Raw genomic sequence first — 22,718 nt, 5'->3', positions numbered from 1 at the left:
CATTTGAAATTTATTCTAAAGAGTAAATATAGATTTTCGATTCGGAGTCGCTAACGAGATAAATTGTATTGTTTACGAAAACAATCCCTTCGGTTTTTTCCTCATTAATCTTATACTTTTGAATTGAATTTCCAAACAAATCGCATTTCACTATTAATTTTGATTCTTCCGATACAACCCAAAAATTATCTTCGATATTGTTATAACAAATTCCTGAATAATCGGCTGCAAAATCTAAATCATAAGTGTTTAGAGTTACAAAATTTGTATCAAGTTCAATTAATTGACCTGGATCTTCTTCGTTAAGTAAATATATGTGTTGATTGTTGGTATTATAAGTAATCCCTTCTAAACCTTTATTATCGAGATTCATTCCACTTACATTGTTTGTAGAAAGGACATTTCCTAATATGTCGATTTCGATAATTGCCCTATTTTTTTCTTCAGCAATGAGAAAAGAGGAATTGTCAGGATTAAAGCTTATACCTTCTAAATCATTACCAACATCTTGATACTCAGCAATCAATTGCCCTAAGAGGTTAAGCCTGTAAACAGATTTGGTTGAATCTCCTACAATATAGAAACAATCCAGAAAATTGTTGAAGCACATGCCTGAAGGTTCAGGAACTTCAATTGAAATTGAATTTATTGGTGAAAGTGTTTGCAATTCATCATTTTTATTACATGATAGAAAAGCAAGAAAAATAAAAATATATAAAATTGATAATTTCATTGTTATGCATGTTATGATAAAGGGACAACATTTTATAAGTTCGAAGCTAAAATTCTTCGGTCATACTATTTAGCGATTATTTAAAACTCAAAACAAAATTCAAATAATTCATTCACTATGTTGGAGCATTAGCATCATCTTCATCGAAATATAGATTTATATTATATATATCATCTAAATCGTTCAATTCTTTCAATAAATTGTCTCCTTTCGAATTGTCTTTGAGCATCACATGGTAAAATGCTTCAAGTTCTTCACCGTATCCGATATTTTTCAGGTTTACGAGTTTTACTTTTTTACAAAACTTGCTAAGTATTGTGGACATAACAATTTCGCTATCCATATTAGCATTATATGAAATTTGTAAAAGGTAGTCTCTACGGCGAGTATTTCCCCAATTAAAGCTGACTAAGCCTAAAATTACAATGCTTATTATTAGAGTTCCAACAATAGCAATCATTGTGAGCCCAACACCTGAAGCCATTCCAATTGAAAGCGCGAAAAATATGAAAATTATATCCATAGTGTCGCGAACAGCAGTACGGAATCTAATAATTGACATTGCACCAACAAGCCCAAATGCTCTTGCCAAATTGTTTCCAATCACGAGTAAAACTATCGAAGTAATCATCGTAAGCAGTACCAATGAATTTACAAAGGTTGTTGAGTAATTAGGCCCGCGATAGGTTATTCTGTAAGTAACTGAAATAAGTAAACCACAAATTAAAGAAATTATCAGATTGAAAATAACATCAGAGGCTGATGTTGGAAATAGGTCTAAACTTTGAAAATCTATAAACATATCTATACTAGTTCTGTTTTTTTATTATTAAAAAGTCGCACATAAGTAAAAGCAGCTGGTTTTAAAACTTTGTTAAGCATATTGTGCGAATCTATGCAAATTGTATATTTCGATGCTGGGACTTTACTTAAATGTAACACCCCAACAATGGGTTTCATCCACGACGGATAATAGTCGTTAAATTTCACTTCTAAAATAAAATAATCTTTCAAGGCGTAACGAATTCTTTTTTCGTTATACAAATCGTCAATTGTTGGATATGGCGAGCTCCGAAGATTTTTATCGAAAGTAATTCTTATATTTCTGTCAAGTTTCCCCAGAAATGGCTCTCTTTCATATATAACATTTACTACTGGCAAAAGTTTTCTTGAATATATTTGATAAAAAAATCGTTTTGCATCGTCAACTGCGTTTGGGAATTTTAAGTTATTTTCAACAAAACTTTCAATTGATTTGCCTTTAAATATTTGTTTTGAATCTTCATATTTCAAAGGGCATCTGTTTTTGAAAATAGGAGCTTCATATTTCCTTTTAATTTCCAAAAATACTGTATTTGATGCATTTTCTGAATTGTATCCTCTTAAACGAACTTTTTTGCGATGCTTTTCGTGATGAACTTTTTCGGTATAAAATTGAAAGTATGGTGAATCAAAATATATACTTTTCACAGTGTAATGATTTCCCGGTCTGCCTTTTGCAAATTTGTCGATATCGACAAATGGTAGAATCATTTCACGCAATTTTTCCATCTTGCTTTTGTGAACTATATATTTATACTCACTTCTCATCTATCTAATTGTAATTTTTGTGGCTCTTTTGAAATATTCGAAAATTGTTACCGGTGCACAAACAATTTGGCATTTTACTACCATTCCGGAGCTATAACTGTCTTGGTCAGATTTTATTATGGTTTTTGTAAGAATGGTTTGTTGATTGTTGATTAATCCAACATAGTCGTTCACTTGAGAAATTGATAAAGAAATCTGACCTTCTGAGTTTGGAGCTAAAAATTTAATTTGGCTCGAATCTGTAAGGTATTGTCTATTATTAACCTGAACAGGGGCTATCAAAATATATTTGTTTGGTTCACAAATTGTTAAAATTTCTTCTGGGAGATTATTCAAACTAATTTTCCCGCTCATAGGCGAAAGTATCGTATAATTCAACTTCCTTTGTTTAAGATTTGCAATTTCTTTTTCCAAAGACTTTATTCTCGTTTTAATAAGCTGAATTTCTTCTGGCTTATTTCCGGATTCAGAGGCAAGTAGTTTTTTTTCGGCAATCGAAACTTGAATTTTTGCCAATTTAAGTAAATTCAATTCTTCTTCGTAAATTTTATCTGTGTAAACAGAATCTTCATACAATTTTTCAAATCTTGCAAACCTCAATTCTTGTTGTTCGAGTTGTTGTTTAGTAAACTTGAGTTCTTCTTCAGCAATTTCAATATCTTCAATTCTTAATCCGCTTGTATTTGTTTTTAAAAGTGCTTCTTCAATTAATAATTGATTTTCTAAATTTAAAATCTGTTCGTCAATTAATAGAGTTGTGATATGAGCAATAGAATCATTTTTATGAATGTAAACACTTTTTTCTAATTTTCCATTTATTCTGATGTTAGCTATATCGCCTCGTTCAAATTCATAATTTGTAAAATGGCTTTTCATACCACTATAGTTATCAACCATAATGCTATAGAAACTTCCGTTTGTTTCTTTAATTAGTTTCCATTCTTTGGCATGATAAATTCTTCCTGTAACATCAAAAGAATATGGTATCTTGAATGGAGAAAATAATATAACTAATAGAATTATGATTAGTGATGCTAGTATAATTCGTCTGACAATTTTTGGATTCATAAGGAAAAATGCTTTTTCTTCACTTTAGTTAAAATACTTATTTATTTTATATAGTAGGGTCTTTGGGTCAATAGGTTTTGAGATATAATCGTCGCAGCCTGCCGAAATACTTTTTGCTTTTTCGCCGGCATGAGCATATGCAGTCTGAGCAATAATCGGAATTTTTTTATTGAAGTGCTTTATCTGTCTTGTGGCATCGTATCCGTTCAATATTGGCATCTGAATATCCATGAGTACGATATCAATTTTTCTGTTCGATTTGCATATTTCTACTGCATGTTCTCCGTTCTGAACCGATATGATTTTTGCTTTCGTGGGGGTCAAAATTTCTTTTAATAAACGATAATTCATTTTTTCGTCTTCGGCAATCAGTATAGTTTTGTTTTCCCAATTCAAATCTTCAATATCAATCTCAAATCTTGGAATCTCTTTGGGTATTTCTTCTAATTTTAATAGAGGTAACTTTAAATAAAATGTTGAACCTTTTCCTAAAGTGGAGCTAACACTAATACTTCCTCCCAATAATTTTGCAAGTTCATAAGAAATGTACAAGCCGATTCCAATACCACGATATCTTTTTTTATCCGATTTGTTTACCTGATAGTATTTTTTGAAAATTTCGTTGATATGTGTTTTTGAAATTCCTATTCCTGAATCTTGTACATAGAATTCTAATTCTTCTTTTTTATATCTGAAACCAATTTCAATATTTCCAATATCTGTATATCTCAGTGCATTCTCAATCAAAAAACCTAAAACTTGTCTGATCCTATATTTGTCAGACTGAATTATTATATCATCATTTATGCATTCATTGTTTATTCTGAGGCTAACATATTTGAGCCCCATTTTTTTTCTTACTTCATTAAAAGTATGAAAAAGTTCGTTGATAATTAGATTTACCTGACATGCTCCTTCAATTATTGATATATTATTCGATTCAATTTTTTCCAAATCAATCAAATCGTCTAAAAATTTAAGTAGCCTTACACTACTTTGATATATCATACTTGAGTATTCTTTTCTTTTATTATCAGATATCTCGGGTGCTGCCAAAAGGCTCGAAAATCCTATCACAGTATTCATCGGAGTACGAATTTCGTGCGACATATTTTCAAGAAATGAAGATTGAAGCTTATAATTACTTTCTGAATTTTTTTTCTCCAATAAAGAAATTTTTTGTTCCAACCTCTCAATTTTCTCAAATAATTCTGAGTGCAATTTGTCCATAAAAATATAAGTTATTCAGTCGTAAAAATAGAATAAATATTCAATACTTTCAATACTTATTAAAAAAAATGATAATTTCGCATAATATTTATAAATGATAGATTATGAGAAAAAGTATTACAATTATTGTAGCCATTTTATTATTCAATATTAGCTATGCGCAGATTAATAAAATTAAAATTAATGAGTTCCTAAGTATTAACGATAGTGTGAACGCTGATAGTTATGGGGAATTTAACGATTGGATAGAGATTTACAATAGTGGAACTGAAACCATTAATCTTGCTGGGTTTTTTCTTGCCGATACTACAGCAAAATCATTTGCATATCAAATTCCTACAGGGAATGACTCCACAATAATTAGCCCAGGCGAATTTTTCCTGTTTTGGGCAGACAATGATACAAATCAAGGAGTTTTTCATTTGAATTTTAAGCTTAGTGGAAACGGTGAACAGGTTGTCTTATTCGATACAGATACAAATATTATTGATTCTATCACATACGATGTTCAATTAAGCAATATTTCATATGGACGACAAAATGACGGAGAAGATATTTGGACATTTTTTCCTGATCCAACTCCCGCAGCTACAAATAATCCTGGTTCTATATTTAACAATACTTCTCAAACTATAAATGTTTTTCCAAATCCTGCAACAGATTTTATTAAAATCTCTGGTTTGCAATCTAAAAAACACATCCGGATTTACAATATATTTGGAGAATGTAAATATTCCAATGAAACAATGGAAGAATCAACTTACATTGATATTTCAAAATTTCAAGCTGGTCTATACATAATTGAAGAATTGGGTAGTGAAAATCGGGCAATTGGAAAATTTATAATTAAATAGATCAACCATATAATTTTCAAATTGGTTCATATTCAAAGCTATTTCACTCAATATAGCATATAATTGTGTAACCACTAATTAGCACATATTTCTTTGCTTGCCAATTTCGAATTTTACTTCCTGAAAATGCAAGCTTGATAAGAAAGTTTTGCATAATAATATTTCAGCTCTGAGCTTAATAAATCAATTTTTTGTATTTGCAGTTACTCACACACAAAAATGCAAATTTCGGATTTGTTCGTTTTTTGACGAAGTGTTTGAAATGCTTAAAGTGCTGTATTTGACTATTATAGATTACTATTGATGAATTTTTGATGTAATTTAATTTAGTTTTTGATGTAGTATAAAATAATGATTATTCACTCAGTCTTCATTATTTTTGTGATCTGAAAGTTAAAATATTTTTTGTCAAACTAAAATTAATTAAAATGAAGAAAATTTTTATTCTATTAATTGGAATGCTTAGCATTACGGTAAGTTTTGCTCAAGTATTTACAGATTTTGAAGGTAACCAGAACCTTACTTTTACTGGTTGGCCAAATGCGCCTCAACAAGTTTTTAATTCATTTCAGTCAGGTATAAATGTTAGTGATAGCATTGGTCTATGGGCTCGAGGTGGCGAACAGTGGGCACATTGTTATGCCGATTTGGCTAGCGATTTAGACCTTTCTACTAACAATATTTTTGAGTTGAAAGTGTATTCGCCAATTGCAAGCTCAGTTTTGTTGAAGCTTGAAGATCAAGCAGGAACTCCACCTGTTGAGATTTCTCTAAACATTTCTACTCCAAACACTTGGGAATTGCTTTCCTTTGATTTTTCTTTTGCTCAGTCAGGTGTCTATGATAAGATAATAATCTTTTTTGATATTGCCAGTTTTGGAACAGACACATTTTATTTTGATGATCTTGAATTAATTGCTCCTACTGGAACTGTATTGAACCAAATTGATTTACCTGTAACTTTCGAAGATGTTACTGTAGATTATACAGTTACAGATTTTGGAAATAATGCCACAGTTTTAGGTGCCGATCCGTTGAATTCTTCAAATGTTGTAGCAATTACAACAAAAGGTGTAACAGCAGAAACCTGGGCAGGTACAACAATTAGTACCGCAGCTGGATTTGCCAATGCTATTCCATTTACAGCCGATGCAACTATAATGTCAATTTTGGTTTATTCACCTGATGCTGGTATTCCTGTTCGTTTGAAGGTTGAAGATGCAGCTAATGGAGGAATTTATGTTGAAACTGAAGCCCTTACGACAATTGCCAACGCATGGGATACTTTGGAGTTTGATTTTAGTAATCAAGTTACAGCAACGCCAGCTCTAAATCTGGTGAATACCTATGACAAGGCTTCTATCTTTTTCAACTTTGGAACAGATGGAGCTACAGCCGGATCCAAAACTTATTATTGGGACAATGTAGAATTTCTACCACCAGATACAACAGGTACCCCAAGCAGTACTTCTGCATATTGCGAAACTTATACAACTCATTTTAATATACCTGCTGAAGTAAACTCAGGAATCAACCTAACAATCACCAATGTTGATGCTACTTCAATGTATGTTGAAATTGAATCGGCAACAGCCGACCCGGTGAATTTTCTATTAGTATCAGGTGGCAGTGGGGCAACAATTTCTGATCCAGACACTTCTGTAGCAGGAAAAATAAGAAGGACTTTAACCTGGAGTGTACCTCCCGCTGATGTTGTTCTGAATATATTATGGAGCAAACTTACGTTTGGAGGAAATTGGCAATTAAGCCAAGCAGATATTACTGTTCCTTTTGCTGCAAACTGTGAAAATATTACCATTCCATTATCTCAGATGGACTTACCAGTTAACTTTGATGATACAACTGTAAATTATTCGACAATCGATTTTGGAGGAACAGCTTCAATTTTTATGACAGATCCAGCAGGAGGAACAAATCAAGTTGTACAAACTACAAAGGGAGTTGGAGCAGAAACCTGGGCAGGAACCACACTTGCCACAGCAGGCCCACCTGAAGAAGGTTTTGCTAATGCTATACCTTTTACTGCTACTCAAGCAAAAATGACAATAAAGGTTTTTTCACCATCAGTAGGAACTCCTGTAATGTTAAAGATTGAAGATGAAACAAATCCTGGAATTTTTGCCGAAACGCAAGATACTACTACTGTTGCCAATGCCTGGGAAACTTTAACATTTGATTATAGTGCTACTACTGGTGGTTCATTCTCAATTACTAACACTTATGATAAAGCTGTGATCTTTTTCAATTTTGGGACAGCCGGTGCTGGTGAAATTTATTATTGGGATGATGTAGAATTTGACAATACTGTGGTCGTTAATCCAAGCTATACGATTTTTACTGATTTTGATGCTAACGAAAATGAAGAATTTACCGGTTGGCCAATTCCAACAGTAAAAGTTGCTAATCCATATCCTTCAGGAATTAACACCAGCGATAGCGTAGGTTGTTGGGCACGAGGCGGAGACCAATGGGCCCATGCTTATTCCGACCTTTCTACACCAATCGATTTTTCGACTTATCAAGCTATTGAAGCAAAAGTTTATTCGCCAATTTCTTGTACCGTATTATGTAAGCTGGAAAGTTCATTGGGTGCATTACCTCTAGAGGTTTCAATGAACATTTCTGGAGTTAACACTTGGGAAACACTATCATTTAATTTCACTGGAGCTACATCCGGAGTTTATGATAAGTTAATCTTATTTTTCGATTTTGCTACATGGGGCACCGATACTTTCTATTTCGATGATGTTCAATTAGCAGCTGCATCACTTGCACAAGTTGACCTTCCTGTTGATTTCGAATCCTCAACAGTTGATTATTTACTCGTTGATTTTGGTAGTACTTCAACCGTTTTGGGAACAGATCCTGTTGGTGGTGCAAATATTGTTGCAATAACTACAAAAAATGCCGGTGCTGAAACCTGGGCAGGAACAACAATTGGAGGAAATGGTTTTGCTACTGCTATTCCATTTACTGCTATTGATAATAAAATGAGTGTAAAAGTCTATTCTCCTGCTATTGGTACTCCAATTTTATTAAAAGTTGAAGATCATTTAGACCCAACTCATTCGTGTGAAACTCAGAGCCTTACAACTGTAGCAAATGGATGGGAAACAATTTTATTTGATTTTACAAATAATGCAGTTGGAACAACTGCTTTAGATTTATCATGGACATATGATAAAGCTAGTATCTTTTTCGATTTTGGTAGTTATGGAGCAGGGGACGTATTTTATTGGGATGATGTAGAATTTGTTCCTTTCACCGCAGAACCAGTAGATTTACCAATAACTTTTGATGATGCAGCAGTTGATTATACATTTGAAACCTGGGGTGGAGATATTGCTGAATTAGTAGTCGATCCTGTTGACCCAACTAACATGGTTGCAAAAACTATAAAAGCTACAGGAGCTGAAACATGGTCGGGTGCTGCTGTTGTTGGAAATTCAAGTGGATTGGCAAATCCAATTCCATTCACAGCAACACAAACCCAAATGAGCATGAGAGTATATTCTCCTGCAATTGGAATTCCTATTTTGATGAAAGTTGAAGATAAAACCAATGGAGGTATCTCTAGCGAAACTCTTGAATATACAACAGTTGAGAATGCATGGGAAACTATAGTTTTCGATCTGGCAAACGGAACTCCTGCTTTGAACTTATCCAATGTTTATGATAAAATTGCAGTTTTCTTCAACTTTGGTAATTATGGTACTGGAAATGAATATTATTGGGATGATATTGAATTTGTTGATACTACTGTAGTTAATCCTACATATACAATTTTCAACGATTTTGATATGAACGAAAATGAAGTTTTTGAAGGTTGGCCAAACTTTCCAATGAAAGTTGCAAATCCAAGTATGACAGGACTAAATACGAGTGATTCTGTAGCCCAATGGGTACGGGGTTTTGAACAATATTCTCATGTTTACAGCAATTTGCAAACTACTGTCGATTTTTCTACTTATGAATATATTCACGTAAAAGTTTATTCTCCTATTGCTTGTACTGCTTTATTGAAGTTGGAAACTCAAAGCGGAACAGGAGGATTTGTTGAGAATTCTCAAAATATTACTTTCGTAAATGGTTGGCAAGAATTAGTTTTCGATTTCACTGGAGCAAGTTCCGGATTATATGATAAAATGGTTCTCTTTTTAGATTTTGCTTCTTTTGCTGACAATACATTTTATATAGATGATATAGAATTAGGAGAAGCACCTCTTGTTTCATACGAAAATTTTGATGATGCCAGTGGTTTAGTATGGGGTTTCTGGGACGGACAAGCCGGCGGTGATTTTGACGTGGAAGCTATGAATCCAAATACAGTTGGAAATATTAGCCAAAAAGTTGGAGATTTTTACAAATCAGCTACTTCAAGCGAATGGACTCACAGTTTTGCTATTTTAGGAGACAAATTGGATTTATCTGAAAGTAATACATTCCAAATGAAGGTTTATAGTGAATCAATAGTTACATTTTCATTTAAACTTCAAAACAATGAACTTACGGAACCTTGGACAACAGAAGTAACTGCTAACTATACAGTTTCAGATACTAATAACTGGGAAATTGCTGTTTTAGATTTCAGTTCTGCTGCCAACCGTACAGATTTAGACAAATTAGTTATTATGGTGAATTCCGGTGTTGTTATGGAAGGAAATTATTTTGTCGATGATATTGAAGGTCCAGCATTTACACTTCCTGCTACCTCGCCAGTATTGGATGAAGCAGAAGTTGCAACTGATGGAATGACTCTAAAATTGAAATTTGATGATGCAATGGAACAAAATCCACTGAATGCAGAAAATTTTGTAGTGATGGTAGATGGAGCCGCAAATGCTGTTGTATCAACTGCATTAGATGCATTGAATGACTCAATTATAGATCTTACAGTAACTGATATTATCGAATCAAGTTCAATTGTTTTAGTTTCTTATTTACAAAGTGGAACAATAACTTCAGTAATCAATGGAGTTCTTGAGGTATTTACTGATGAGCTTGCCACAAACAACTCATCATATGTATCACAAGTTACACAATCAGTTAATTTTAGCACCGGTTGGACTATTTTTTCAACCTATGTTGATGTATTCGAGCCATTACTTGATAGTGTTTTCGCACCAGTAGTTTCTGAGCTTGTTCTAGTGAAAAATTCTGTTGGAAGTATTTATTGGCCACTTTTCAACATCAATGTGATAGGTTCTTTAACAATAGGAGAAGGTTATTATGCTAAATTTAATACCCCTCAATCTGTTGATTTTGTTGGGCTGCCAGTACAACCAGAGGCAACTCCACTTTCAATTGATCAAGGTTGGAGTATAATTGCATATCTAAGGACTTCTTCGGCAGATGCTACTCAAATGTTTAGTTCAATAGAAAATGATATAACTATTGTTAAAAATACAAATGGTTTAGTTTATTGGCCAACTTATGGAATAAACGGAATAGGTAACTTAAATCCGGGCGAAGGATATCAGATAAAATTGATAAATGCAGTAGTATTTACTTATCCTGCAAACGCAACTTCAAATTTTGCAAAGTCTGATTTTATAAGCCCTGATTATTACAAGCAAAATATTGTTACTGGTAGCAATATGACTATCGGATTTCCAAATGATTGTTGGGATTTTAATATTAATTCAGGCGATCAAATTGGAGCTTTCGATAAAGAAGATCAATTGATTGGAAGTGCTGTGTACAATAACAAAAATTTAGCCCTGACAGTTTGGGGTAAAACAAATTTGGACAATGAAGGTATTGAATTAGGCGATGACATTGTTTTAAAATATTGGTCGAAGCAATTAAATAGAGAATTTGTTATTGACATTAAAGACTGGAAAACCGGAAATAGTTCCTATTCAGACAACGGAATAAGTGTAGTAGCTAAATCTTCAATTCAGGAACAATTATTTGTAGAATCTTATCCAAATCCTGCTTCAACAAAATTTAATATTAACCTGAATGTTGAAGAAACTCAACTTGTTCAAATTAACATTTACAATGTTTTGGGTGTACAAGTAGATCAGATTGTAAATGCAACACTCGAAAGTAGAAATTATAATTTTGAGCTTGATCTTGACAACTATACTTCAGGTTCTTATTTTTTCAAAGTAAAAATAGGAAATGAAGTAATGAGTGATAAATTTCAAGTTGTAAAATAGTTTTTGAATTATTTATAGAAAAGAGAGCAAGATTTTTTCTTGCTCTCTTTTTTTTTGAAAAAATCTTTTAATATTTGATTTTTATTTCCTGATTTAATTATTGTAAATTATTCATACCTTTACCTTTATGAAAAATATATTTAGCACGATTCTAATAATTTTTTTTGTATCAATATTTGCAAAAAATTCATTTAGCCAAATTGACCATTGGGAAAAGGTAGTTGAAGCTTCAGACAATTGGAAATATTTTTTAGGAACTCAGGAGCCACCTACAGATTGGTCTGATATTCAGTTCAATGATAGTTTTTGGCTTGAAGGTGCTGGAGGTTTTGGATATGGCGATGGCGACGATTCAACTGAAATTCAGCCTGTAAATTCAATTTACTTACGAAAGACATTCAATTTATCTGATACTTCTTTCATTGAGGGAGCTCTTTTTTATATAGATTATGATGATGCTTTTGTTGCCTACCTCAACGGAAAAGAGATAGCAAGAGGAAACATAGGAGTTTTCGGACAAATTCCATCCTACAACACATATGCTGATAATAATATACATGAAGCCCAAATGTATCAAGGTGGAATACCTGAATATTTTGCAATTCCGCCAAGCTCTTTGGATACTATAATGCTTGCAGGAAACAATGTACTTGCTATACAGATACACAATTACGGAACAAGTTCAAGCGATTTGTCGGCAATTCCATTTTTATTCGTCGCTACTTCAGATACAAATTCTAATGCAAGCCTACTTCCTGAATGGTTTGATTCAAATCATTTTGCATTTAGTTCACATTTACCTATCATCTCGATTAATACTAACAATCAACAAATTATCGACGATTATAGAATTGTTGCAGATATGAAAACTTTTGAAAATAGTGATGGACTATTTAATTCAACTTTAGATCAAGCAAATACTGAATGCAAAATAAATATCGAAATCAGAGGAAGCAGTACCCAAATGTTCGATAAAAAATCGTATGCTTTTGAAACACAATTAGAAAATGGCGAAAATCTTAATATACCATTATTAGGAATGCCTGAAGAAAATGACTGGATACTTTATGCCCCATATACTGACAAATCACTGCTTAGAAATGTTCTGGTTTATGAACTTGCACGTGAAATGGGCTGGTATGCTGTTAGATGCGTTTATTGCGAGCTTTTTATCGATTCCGAATATAGAGGAATATACGTTTTGATGGAGAAAATTAAACGGGATAAAAAAAGGTTGTCTATTGATAAAGTTGACAATGACGATAACTCTGGAGATTCCTTGACCGGTGGTTATATTTACAAAGTTGATTGGGCCGATGAAACTGGTACTTACGACTGGCCTTCTCCAATTTCATCATTTAATGGAAATAGTCTGAATTTGCAGTATCAATATGAATATCCCGACAGAGACGATATTACAGCGGAGCAATCAGTATATATTCAGCAATATGTTTCATCTTTCGAATACTCATTAGCAGGAAGCAATTTCACCGATATACAATATGGTTATAGAAATTATATCGACATTCATTCTTTCGTCGATTATTTTATTATTCAGGAACTAACTTTTAATGTTGATGCCTACAGATTGAGCAATTTTTACACTAAAGTGCGAGACTCCAAAGGAGGTAAAATATTTGCAGGACCGGTTTGGGATTTTAATTTGGGTTTTGGAAATGCTGATTATGGCAGTGGCTGGATGACAAGTGGTTGGGCTTTAGAAAATCCATATGTTATAGATGTTATCCCTTTTCACTTAAAACGACTACAAGAGGACAACGATTTTCAGGATTTGCTCCGATGCAGATGGGATGAATTAAGAAATTCTATTCTTTCTGAGGCAAATATCTATGAAAAAATTGATTCTCTAACAGGCTATTTGGGTGAGGCAATTGATAGAAATTTTGAGAAATGGAATATTCTGGGCAATTATGTTTGGCCAAACTATTTTGTTGGAAATACTCATGATGAAGAAATTAACTATCTGAAAAATTATATTTCTGAGCGGACAATCTGGATTGATAATAATTTGTATGGCAGCGGAGTTTATTGCAATTCATTTTATTTAAGCAAAATTGTAATTAGTGAAATAAACTTTGAAAACACAAATCCAGACTATGCTTCCGGCGATTGGTTCGAGTTATATAATAAAAGTAGCACTTCGATAGATATGTCGGGTTGGACAATAAAAGATGAAAATAAATTAAATTCGTTTACCATTCCGATCGGTACAGTTTTGGCCTCACAAAACTATCTTGTAATTTGCTGTAATGCTGAAGAGTTTTCGTCATTCTATCCTTCCGTAAACAATTTTGTAGGTTCATTCAATTGGAAATTAGGCTCGAACGATTGTATTAACTTATACGATTCCGATGGATTTTTGATAGACATAGTCGATTACGAACAAACAAACAATTGGCCAAACCTAAACAATCTTGGGGCTACTTTAGAGCTCGATAATATTAATATCGGCAACAATTTGCCGCAGAATTGGTTTGTTGGTTGCCCGGGAGGCTCCCCAGGAAAAGCATATTCTCTGCCATGCGAACACGATATTTTGGCTGTTCAGGATAGCCAACAGACTTTTTCAATAGTTTTTGATTCCGGTGAAGACAAATTATATATTTTATCGCCAATAGCAGAAAAATTCACTTATGAAATATCAAGTTTAGATGGAAAAATCGTACAATACGGTATTATTTCTGATAGCGATCAATCAATTAAGTTAACGAAAATTCAGAATTCTGTTTATGCTATTAGAATTGTTAGCTCTACGAGAAGTATGACAAAACTATTTGTAAAATATTAATGATACTTCAGCTTTTGAATTGTAATTTCTGATTTAGAGGGATTTGCAATTTCCCAATCAAGAATATAAATTCAAAAAATGTTTTTTTGGCATTTTTTTTGTAAGGAAATTGCTTTATTTTTAAATTTGATATTATGAAAAAAGTTATACTTGTTCTTTCTATTTTTATATTTTTTACCAACACAAATTTCTCACAAATAATTGCTCCAAATTTTAGTTTTACCGATACCGAAGGTAATAGCTATAACCTTTATGATGAGCTGGATGCAGGTAAAACTATAGTTTTAGATTTCTTTTCGGTAAATTGTAGCTCATGTCAGGTTGGTGTTCCGTCTTTAGAAACTATTTGGCAAAATTCAGGTGCTACCGGCACAGATGTATGGGTTTGGGGCATTGAATCGCTTTGGGGAACAAATTCCGAAATTGACAGTTTTTTGATTACCTATGGAGGAACTTATCCATGTTTTGCTACAAATGCTGTTGATTCTGTTTTGACTTTATATAATATTACCTACACACCTCAGCATTTTGTAGTCTGCTCCGATCATACTATGAAACCATGTAGCTTGACAGATATTCCTGCAATTATTAGCGGTTGCCAATCTATTGCTACCGAAGATGAAATAGCATTTGTTAGAAAAGCTGAAATATTAGGTATTTCTTCTTATAATGAAGTTTCAATTGATTTTTATAATGATAGAGCTAGTGATATTTCCATTGAAATTTACAACCTGCTCGGAAATAAAATCACACAGTTTTCGCAATTTTTGCCAGAAGGTAAAAAACAAATTAAGTTCTCTAAGTCGAAGCTAAAATCAGGATATTTTATAATTAGACTTATTCAAGGAAACCAACTGGCTGATGTAAAACGTTTTGGTGTTTATTAAACTGAAAATCTGATATTTTCGTTTTGGAACTTAAAGTAGAATGCCGATAATTTTTGTCTCAGTCTTTAAACTTTTTCAGGGAAACATCTTCTCCATCAAAAACTCCATAAGTGAAATTGTGTAACCAATCTCCAAGATTTAAAAATTTTGAAGTTTCGTTTAGCATCAATTCAATAGGCAAATGTCGATGTCCAAAAATAAAATAATCGAAATGCTCTTTTTCTAATAGCGATTTTGCATATAAAATCAACCATTCTTTATCTTCGCCCTTATATTCCGGATACTTATAATTTACTCGTTTACTTACCGACCAATAGTTGCCAATTGCCACAGAAAAATTCGGGTGAAGCCGCGAAAACATCCATTGAGCAAATTTGTTTGTAAAAACATTTTTCATGATTTTAAACTTACGGTCGAATGGACCTAAACCGTCGCCATGAGCAAGATAGAATTTTTTAGCATTTATAGTTTTAACTAATGGTTTTCTGTGCAAAATTACGCCTGTTTCTTTTTGCAAATAATCGAAAACCCAGATGTCGTGGTTTCCAGTGAAAAAGTGAACTGGAATTCCCGAATCGCAAATCTCCGAAATTTTCCCCAAAAATCGGGTAAAACCTCGTGGCACAACTCGTTTATACTCGTACCAAAAATCGAAAATATCGCCAAGCAGATAAATTTCTTCCGCATCCGATTTTATACTATCTAACCAATTTACAAATAGCTTCTCTCTCCAGAGAGCCTTTTCGTAGCTTGGCATCCCGAGATGAAGATCGGAGGCAAAATATATTTTTTTGTTTTCGCTCAAAATAAAATTCAATTTTTGGCAAATATAGAAGGATTTTAAGGATTTGTAAAAAGTTCTATTCTATTAAAGTTGACAGCTTTTGAAAAGCTGTCAGGTTTTTGGTTTTCAAGTGTTTATACCCTGCGGGTTTTCAAAACCCGCAGGGTATTTTCCATAACTATAAAATTATAGCAAACCCATGGCTTTATAAATAACTTCCTGCCAGCTTTTTGCATTTTTTATATAAGGATGATTTGCAGGCAAAGCATTTTCAAAAATATCTACAGATTTGTCGATATATTCTTTTGCTAGCTCATTTTTTTTTAAATCATAATAAGTTGCTGCAATATTCCAATAAGAAACAGCCAAAGAAGGATGATTTGCAGGAAGAACTTCCTCATTGATTTTCATTGCTTTTTTATGAAATTCAAGAGATTTATTATAATCGCCAAGATAGCGATAAGTCTCTGCCACATTATTATAAGAAGTAGCCAAAGAAGGATGATTTGCAGGAAGAACTTCCTTACAGATTTTTATGTCTTTCAGACCAAATTCAAGAGATTTATTATAATCGCAAAGATAGCCATATGTTAATGCCACATTATTATAAGAAGTAGCCAAATCAGGATGATTTGCAGGAAGAACTTCCTCCCAGATTTTTATTGCTTTTTTATGAAATTCAAGAGATTTATTATAATCGCCAAGATTTTCTACAACTAAAGCAAGATTGTTTATTAAGGTTGCAAGATTTTTTATTGCATCCTTTTGGAAAGTTTCTTCATTATAAAAAATATTAACAATACTTTCAGCAAATGGAATATATTTTGTAAGTTCTAAGCGATTACCGTAAGCATCAATGGACAATAATCCGGCAAAATTATCAATAAGCTCAAAACAATTTTCCAAATCCGGTTTCAGATTGTCGAACACCACAGCTTGCACAAGCTGGTGCATTTTATATTTGTTCTGGTTTTTCGTAAACCAGCCGTTTTGGTATAGTTCAGAAATACCTTCTTCAAATTCAATTTCTTTTTCGGGTTTTACAAATTTTTTAAGCAAATCCATAGAAATTTCCTGTGCCGGCAAAACCGAAAAATACCGTAGCAGTTTTTGTTTTTCCTTATCATCAATTTTCTCAGGCTCGAAAAGAGTTTTTATATAAATTTTAAGACGGGTTTGTTTTAGTTCATTGTTAGCGGAATGTGAGCCAATTTCAATTTCTCTTTGTAATTCGGGGTGTTTGAAATCTTCCTTTTCCAGCAAATCTAATAATTGTTTTGCTGAGAAATTTCGGAGTTTTCCAATTTTTGCAAGCAGTTCGGTGAGCAGGCTGTGGCGGTTTATATGTTCCAAAAGTTCATTAAGTTTCTCTATGTTTGTCAAAGTTCCCGCTCCATAATGTTTTTCAAACAACTTCCTCGCATCTTTCAAGGGCAATTTGTCAATTTCTATATAATTTGTGCTTTCAGGATTTACCCTTGAAGTAATCAATACCTTCCATTGCAGCGATCGCAAAAAAGCTTTATTACGGATAATTTGCTCGCTTTTGTTTGCATTATCAATTATCAGTAAATTGTTGTCGTTTTGGAATTTTTGTAAGGCATTTTTTATTATTTGCAATTTGTCCTGATTGTTTTTTGCCTCAGTAAATTTCAGATTCAGAGCAATTTGCATATGGCTGATAAAATTGTCCTGCAAATATGTGTCTATCGGAATCCAAAAAATTCGTTGGTAATTTTTGGAATATTCAGGGCTATAAATATATTTTTGAGCAATATATGTTTTGCCAATTCCACCAAGGCCGTTCACTAATAGTAGTGGCTCATTTTCAGAAAGTTTTTCATGAATTTCTTTTAGTTTTTTTTCTCTTCCTACAAAAAATTCGGGTGGTGCGGGCAGATTGTAGTTTTGAGGATTTTCTTTTAAATCTTCCGGTCTCAGGTTAGAAACAATTTCCTTTATTTCCTTAAGATCTTCAGAATTCTCATAAATCTTATCTATATAATTTTCATTTCTTTCCAGTTGTTTTAATAAATCATCCTTTTCTAACTTTTCTTCAAAAAGCTTGAAAAATTCTTCTACTTCATCTTTTTCATAAACTATGTTTTTGTTTTTATCAAATTCGGCAATTACTTTTTCAAAATTGTAATTTTCATAAAACCTGAATTTCATTAATTCTTTTATATTAATATCAGATTTGTAAAAAGTACATTGCCCTGGGTTTTCTTTTTCAAAAGGATGAGCAATAGAATATTCATCAATAGTTTCATCAATAAGATTTGATAATCGTTTTACAAATTCCGAGCGATTATCTTCTAATAATTTTGAAATTTTGCCTGCACCTTTTGTTATAAGGTAAGCAATTATTGAGCTTGCTATTGATAAAAAAATTGGCATAATCGAAATCTTTAGTTTGGATTTATTCTGTAAAAGTAAAAAAATATTAGCAAAAGGGAGTTCACGATTTTGGTTTTATTAGGAATTTCAGAAATACAATTTTATAATAACTTTGCGGCGATTATGAAGAAGGTTTCTAAATATATTGCCTTAATACTGATTCTCATTTCGGGAAGCTTGATTATCAATTCATTATTTGAAAAAAAACCATTACAGAAAATTGATTTTACTAAACGTTATAGATCTAAAGCAAAAAATAGTAGCAATGAATACGAATACTACTCTGATGCCGAGAAAGACAAAATTTTTCAATTTATTTACCGTCAGCAAGTTAATTCGCTTGATTCATTCATGAGAATTGCAAAACCCAATTATAGATTTAATGGCAATATTTTGGTTTCCCGAAAGGACAGGCTAATTTATAACAAATCTTTCGGATACTCGAATCTTAAAACTAAGGAAGAATTAAATTCAAATTCAATTTTTCAATTAGCCTCTGTAAGTAAGCAATTTACAGCCATGGCTATTATGATTTTGAAAGAAAATGGTAGATTAACTTTCGATGATAAGGTAACATTATATTTTCCTAATTTGCCATATAAAACCATGACAATAAGGCATTTACTAAATCATACTTCGGGCTTGCAAAATTATATGTGGTTGTTAGAACATTATTGGGACTTAAAAAACAAAGGCTATCCATACAACGACGATATGGTGAAATTACTGGAAAAACACAAACTTCCACAAAACTTTAGATCGGGAACTCGTTTTGAATATAGCAACACAAATTATGCTCTTCTTGCCGCAATTGTCGAAGAAATTACAATGAAATACTTTTCAGATTATCTGAAAAAAGAAATTTTCGATCCATTAGAAATGCAAAATACTTTTGTTTATAGCAGTGCATTTGAAAAAAAATATCCACAAAAAAAAGTAAACGGTTACAAAAACTCCTGGCGTAGAACAAAAATTTACGATAATGTAAATGATGGAACAGTTGGCGACAAAGGAATTAATTCTACAGTAGAAGACCTATATAAATGGGATCAAGCTTTGAATAATGCCACCCTCGTATCCAGAGAAACGCTTGATGAGGCATACTCAAAAGGCAGTTTGAAGAATGGGCGTAAAATTTCCTACGGTTTCGGTTTTCGATTGAAAGAATATAACAGGAAAAAGGTAGTTTATCATCATGGCCAATGGAGCGGTTTCAGGAATACATATGAAAAACATGTTGAGGATTCATTGACTTTTATCCTTCTGACTAATACAAACTTACCGTCAAAAAATACTATCGATTCGAAAATAAATAAAATAATACATAAACCTATTTCGCATTTTTCCGAGTATTTATATAGAAATATAAATCCTGATGATATATATAGTTCAATCAGATCGTTAAGCGATCAAAAGCTAATTAGTTACGGCAAATCAAACGAACTTTTGAGCTTTAGAAATTTATTACTGAAAATGAATAAAACTCAATCAGCCAATATTATAACTGACATTTTAAACAAAAACTAAATATTTTACTATGAGATTTTCAAATTATTTTTTCCTTGCATTTTTATTTATTTACGTAAATGCAAATTCACAAATTATCAAAACCGATTGGGAAAACAATTTTCCTGACGGATGTACATCAATCACCGTTGGGAAAAATGCATCTGCGGATGGTTCTGTAATGACCTCGCACACAGACGATAGCCATAGAACACGTTCATGGATGGATATTGCTCCTGCAAAAAAGCATGACAAAAATTCAAAAATGCCAATGTACAAAAGAGTGAAAGTGGATACTTTTGCAATGCCAATTTATGGTCATGAAAAAATTGGAGAAATTCCCCAAAAAGAAAATACTTTTGGCTATATAAATACAGCATATCCGTGCATGAACGAAAAACAACTTGCTATAGGTGAATCTACTTTTGGAGGAAGAGAAGAACTTCAATCTGATGCAGGACTTATTGATTGTCAGCGACTTGTTCAAATAATGCTCGAAAGAACGAGCACTGCACGTGAAGCTATAAAACTTGCCGGTGAACTTACTGCAAAATATGGTTGGCGCGATGCCGGCGAATGTTTGACTATTGCCGACAAAAAGGAAGTCTGGCATTTCGAAATTGTGGGTCCGGGAAAAAATAAAGTAGGGGCGGTTTGGGTTGCACAAAGAGTGCCAGATAATCATATTAGCGTGAACGCAAATGCAAGCACAATTAAACAAATTGATATTTCGAATTCCGATTTTTTTATGGCTTCGAAAAATATATTTGAGATTGCAATAGAAAACAATTGGTGGAATGAAAAAAGAGATGGAGAATTCCAATTTTGTTACGCATATGCACCGGAAGGCAGGACATCTTTTGCTGCACGCCGAAGAGAATGGCGGGTTTTCGATTTAGTTGCACCTTCTTTAAAATTAGATCCTAATGCCGAGAATTATCCATTTTCTGTGAAACCGGACAAACAAGTTTCGCTTGAAAAAATGGTTGAACTATTTCAGGATTATTATGAAAATACACCTTTTAATTTTGTGAAAAACATTACCGTAACCAACGATAGCGGAAAAACTGTATTGTCGCCGCTTGCAAATCCGTTTATGCCATATGATATGAATAAAGTATTTAAAATAAATGGCGGCTGGGATTGGCGTGGCGAACGTACAATTGCCAGATGGTACACTATGTATGGAACTATAACTCAATCGAGAGATTGGCTGCCCGACTATATTGGAGGATGTGTATGGCTGGCACAGGATAATATTGCTAGTTCGATATATATTCCGGTTTATTGTAGCGTAACAGACTTGCCGGAATCTTATAAAACTCCAGGACGAGTTACGGGTATGTCTAGAAAATCTGCTTGGTGGGCTTTCAATTATTTAGGAACCACTGCTGCTCAACGTTGGGGTGACATGAGACAAGATGTTGATGCAGTTTGGGGACCTTGGCAAAAAGAGTTATTTGAAAATCAAGAAAAGATTGAAAAACAAGCTCAGGATATCACAAATTCAAAAAAACGAAAAAAGTTCCTCACCGATTATACAAACAAATGGGGAATAAAAGTTGTAGATAAAGCATGGTCTTTAGGCGATTTTCTATGGACGAAATATGATGAGAAATTCTAAACTTTTCTGATAAGATTTTGATCTAAACCAATGAAATTACTTTTTTTAGAGAAGTATAGTATTATGAAAAATGCAAATATTTTTGCTATAAAGTTTATACAAATCATAAGGAGTTTGAATCGGTTTGCCAAAATGTAAATAAACTATTAACATATGTGTCTATTCAATTGAAAAAAATTGTTTACTTTTGCATTTTAATAGAGAATGTTATGGAAAAAGAGAAAATGACATATGAGAACGAAGAGTGGAAATATTTAGATTTCACTAAAGATAAATATCAGGTGAGCAACTACGGTCGAATAAAAAGTTTCTGCCATTCGCCTAAAGAAGGAAAAATTGTAAAAGTTAGCAATATAAAGGGTTTTAATGCCTATAGTTTTATGGTTGGCAAAAAAAAGAAGCAATTTTATGTGCATAAATTAGTTGCCGATGCTTTTGTGAAAAAAGAAGATACTACTCAAGCCAAAGTAATTCATTTAGATTGGAATAAACTTAACAATCACTATAAAAACCTTCAATGGGTAACAACCAAAGAAAGCTACAAACGAATACAAGATAAATTGAAAAGCAATGTAGAAAAAACCGGAAAATCTTCAACTGCTGCTAAATTAGTTTCAGACGATGTCATACTATTAAAGTATATGTTAGAGAAAGGTATTAAACAAAATGTTCTTGCTAAACTATTTGCTATTAGCGAAATGCAAGTTACACGAATAAAAAGAAAAGAAAATTGGGCAAATATTCAAGTGCCTGACAACTACAAGATATAAAAAAATGAACATAATCTCTGTTGGCATTTGATTTGATATTCATTCTGGAAAATATAATTTTAAAAACCCTCCCAATTTTGAGAGGGTTTTTGTATTTATGAAACAATGGTAGTTCAAAACAGTAATTCCATTATTATATTTAGTGCCTCTAAGAAAACAGTTCAAAATTAAAAACATCTCTTTTTGCGATATTTCTATTTTTTTCATTTGTCTAATACAAAAGCATTTACTGCATGAAAGAAAATAGAAATATCATCAAAAATAAATTATTTTATAAAAAT

General features: G+C 32.6%; 14 protein-coding genes. 7 read left to right on the top strand and 7 right to left on the bottom strand.

From position 1 onward, the window contains the following. Window positions 1–10 precede the first annotated feature (10 nt). The 5 genes from HN894_00440 to HN894_00420 form a co-directional block, all read right to left on the bottom strand. Window positions 11–733, bottom strand: coding sequence for a hypothetical protein (locus HN894_00440; protein ID MBT7141773.1), 723 nt, complete (start codon window positions 731–733; stop codon window positions 11–13). Window positions 734–848: 115 nt separating this feature from the next. Then, window positions 849–1,535: a DUF4956 domain-containing protein gene (locus HN894_00435; protein MBT7141772.1), complete on the bottom strand. Its 687-nt coding sequence runs from the start codon at window positions 1,533–1,535 to the stop codon at window positions 849–851. A 2-nt stretch (window positions 1,536–1,537) separates the two neighbouring features. After that, complete coding sequence (locus tag HN894_00430; protein ID MBT7141771.1) at window positions 1,538–2,323, bottom strand: polyphosphate polymerase domain-containing protein; 786 nt, start codon at window positions 2,321–2,323, stop codon at window positions 1,538–1,540. Beyond that, the gene (locus tag HN894_00425; GenBank protein MBT7141770.1) at window positions 2,324–3,391 is read right to left on the bottom strand and encodes a hypothetical protein; all 1,068 of its coding nucleotides are present in this window, start codon (window positions 3,389–3,391) and stop codon (window positions 2,324–2,326) included. Between the two features lie 24 nt (window positions 3,392–3,415). Then, entirely contained in the window at window positions 3,416–4,558 is a 1,143-nt protein-coding gene (locus HN894_00420; GenBank protein MBT7141769.1) for a response regulator, read from the bottom strand. A 167-nt stretch (window positions 4,559–4,725) separates the two neighbouring features. Between HN894_00420 and HN894_00415 the strand changes: the two genes are divergently transcribed. The 4 genes from HN894_00415 to HN894_00400 all read left to right on the top strand — a co-directional run bounded on the left by HN894_00415 (window position 4,726) and on the right by HN894_00400 (window position 15,356). After that, window positions 4,726–5,475 carry a T9SS type A sorting domain-containing protein gene (locus HN894_00415; GenBank protein ID MBT7141768.1) on the top strand — a complete coding sequence of 250 codons (750 nt, stop codon included), beginning with the start codon at window positions 4,726–4,728 and terminating at the stop codon, window positions 5,473–5,475. 428 nt (window positions 5,476–5,903) lie between these two features. Further along, complete coding sequence (locus HN894_00410; protein MBT7141767.1) at window positions 5,904–11,660, top strand: T9SS type A sorting domain-containing protein; 5,757 nt, start codon at window positions 5,904–5,906, stop codon at window positions 11,658–11,660. Between the two features lie 127 nt (window positions 11,661–11,787). Further along, window positions 11,788–14,469, top strand: coding sequence for a hypothetical protein (locus HN894_00405; GenBank protein ID MBT7141766.1), 2,682 nt, complete (start codon window positions 11,788–11,790; stop codon window positions 14,467–14,469). Window positions 14,470–14,603: 134 nt separating this feature from the next. Continuing rightward, window positions 14,604–15,356: a redoxin domain-containing protein gene (locus tag HN894_00400; GenBank protein MBT7141765.1), complete on the top strand. Its 753-nt coding sequence runs from the start codon at window positions 14,604–14,606 to the stop codon at window positions 15,354–15,356. 58 nt (window positions 15,357–15,414) lie between these two features. Here the strand turns inward: HN894_00400 and HN894_00395 are convergent, their stop codons facing one another. After that, window positions 15,415–16,161: a UDP-2,3-diacylglucosamine diphosphatase gene (locus tag HN894_00395; GenBank protein ID MBT7141764.1), complete on the bottom strand. Its 747-nt coding sequence runs from the start codon at window positions 16,159–16,161 to the stop codon at window positions 15,415–15,417. Window positions 16,162–16,326: 165 nt separating this feature from the next. Continuing rightward, window positions 16,327–18,537 carry a tetratricopeptide repeat protein gene (locus HN894_00390; protein ID MBT7141763.1) on the bottom strand — a complete coding sequence of 737 codons (2,211 nt, stop codon included), beginning with the start codon at window positions 18,535–18,537 and terminating at the stop codon, window positions 16,327–16,329. 123 nt (window positions 18,538–18,660) lie between these two features. Between HN894_00390 and HN894_00385 the strand changes: the two genes are divergently transcribed. From HN894_00385 to HN894_00375, 3 genes are all read left to right on the top strand, one after another. Next, window positions 18,661–20,064: a beta-lactamase family protein gene (locus tag HN894_00385; GenBank protein MBT7141762.1), complete on the top strand. Its 1,404-nt coding sequence runs from the start codon at window positions 18,661–18,663 to the stop codon at window positions 20,062–20,064. A 10-nt stretch (window positions 20,065–20,074) separates the two neighbouring features. Continuing rightward, window positions 20,075–21,667 (top strand): peptidase C69, encoded by a 1,593-nt coding sequence (locus HN894_00380; GenBank protein ID MBT7141761.1) that lies wholly within the window; start codon window positions 20,075–20,077, stop codon window positions 21,665–21,667. A 209-nt stretch (window positions 21,668–21,876) separates the two neighbouring features. Next, on the top strand, window positions 21,877–22,437 hold the full coding sequence (locus HN894_00375; GenBank protein MBT7141760.1) for a hypothetical protein: 561 nt from the start codon (window positions 21,877–21,879) through the stop codon (window positions 22,435–22,437). Window positions 22,438–22,718: the final 281 nt, after the last annotated feature.

Source organism: Bacteroidota bacterium (genome assembly GCA_018692315.1).
GTDB lineage: Bacteria > Bacteroidota > Bacteroidia > Bacteroidales > JABHKC01 > JABHKC01.
This window is presented reverse-complemented; position numbering and strand designations above follow the sequence as displayed.

Excerpts from the sequence above, each read along its gene's own strand:
- HN894_00415 (MBT7141768.1), top strand. The coding sequence starts at position 4,726 with ATGAGAAAAAGTATTACAATTATTGTAGCCATTTTATTATTCAATATT.
- HN894_00410 (MBT7141767.1), top strand. The coding sequence starts at position 5,904 with ATGAAGAAAATTTTTATTCTATTAATTGGAATGCTTAGCATTACGGTA.
- HN894_00380 (MBT7141761.1), top strand. The coding sequence starts at position 20,075 with ATGAGATTTTCAAATTATTTTTTCCTTGCATTTTTATTTATTTACGTA.
- HN894_00435 (MBT7141772.1), bottom strand. The coding sequence starts at position 1,535 with ATGTTTATAGATTTTCAAAGTTTAGACCTATTTCCAACATCAGCCTCT.
- HN894_00405 (MBT7141766.1), top strand. The coding sequence starts at position 11,788 with ATGAAAAATATATTTAGCACGATTCTAATAATTTTTTTTGTATCAATA.
- HN894_00440 (MBT7141773.1), bottom strand. The coding sequence starts at position 733 with ATGAAATTATCAATTTTATATATTTTTATTTTTCTTGCTTTTCTATCA.
- HN894_00390 (MBT7141763.1), bottom strand. The coding sequence starts at position 18,537 with ATGCCAATTTTTTTATCAATAGCAAGCTCAATAATTGCTTACCTTATA.
- HN894_00375 (MBT7141760.1), top strand. The coding sequence starts at position 21,877 with ATGGAAAAAGAGAAAATGACATATGAGAACGAAGAGTGGAAATATTTA.
- HN894_00400 (MBT7141765.1), top strand. The coding sequence starts at position 14,604 with ATGAAAAAAGTTATACTTGTTCTTTCTATTTTTATATTTTTTACCAAC.
- HN894_00430 (MBT7141771.1), bottom strand. The coding sequence starts at position 2,323 with ATGAGAAGTGAGTATAAATATATAGTTCACAAAAGCAAGATGGAAAAA.
- HN894_00425 (MBT7141770.1), bottom strand. The coding sequence starts at position 3,391 with ATGAATCCAAAAATTGTCAGACGAATTATACTAGCATCACTAATCATA.
- HN894_00385 (MBT7141762.1), top strand. The coding sequence starts at position 18,661 with ATGAAGAAGGTTTCTAAATATATTGCCTTAATACTGATTCTCATTTCG.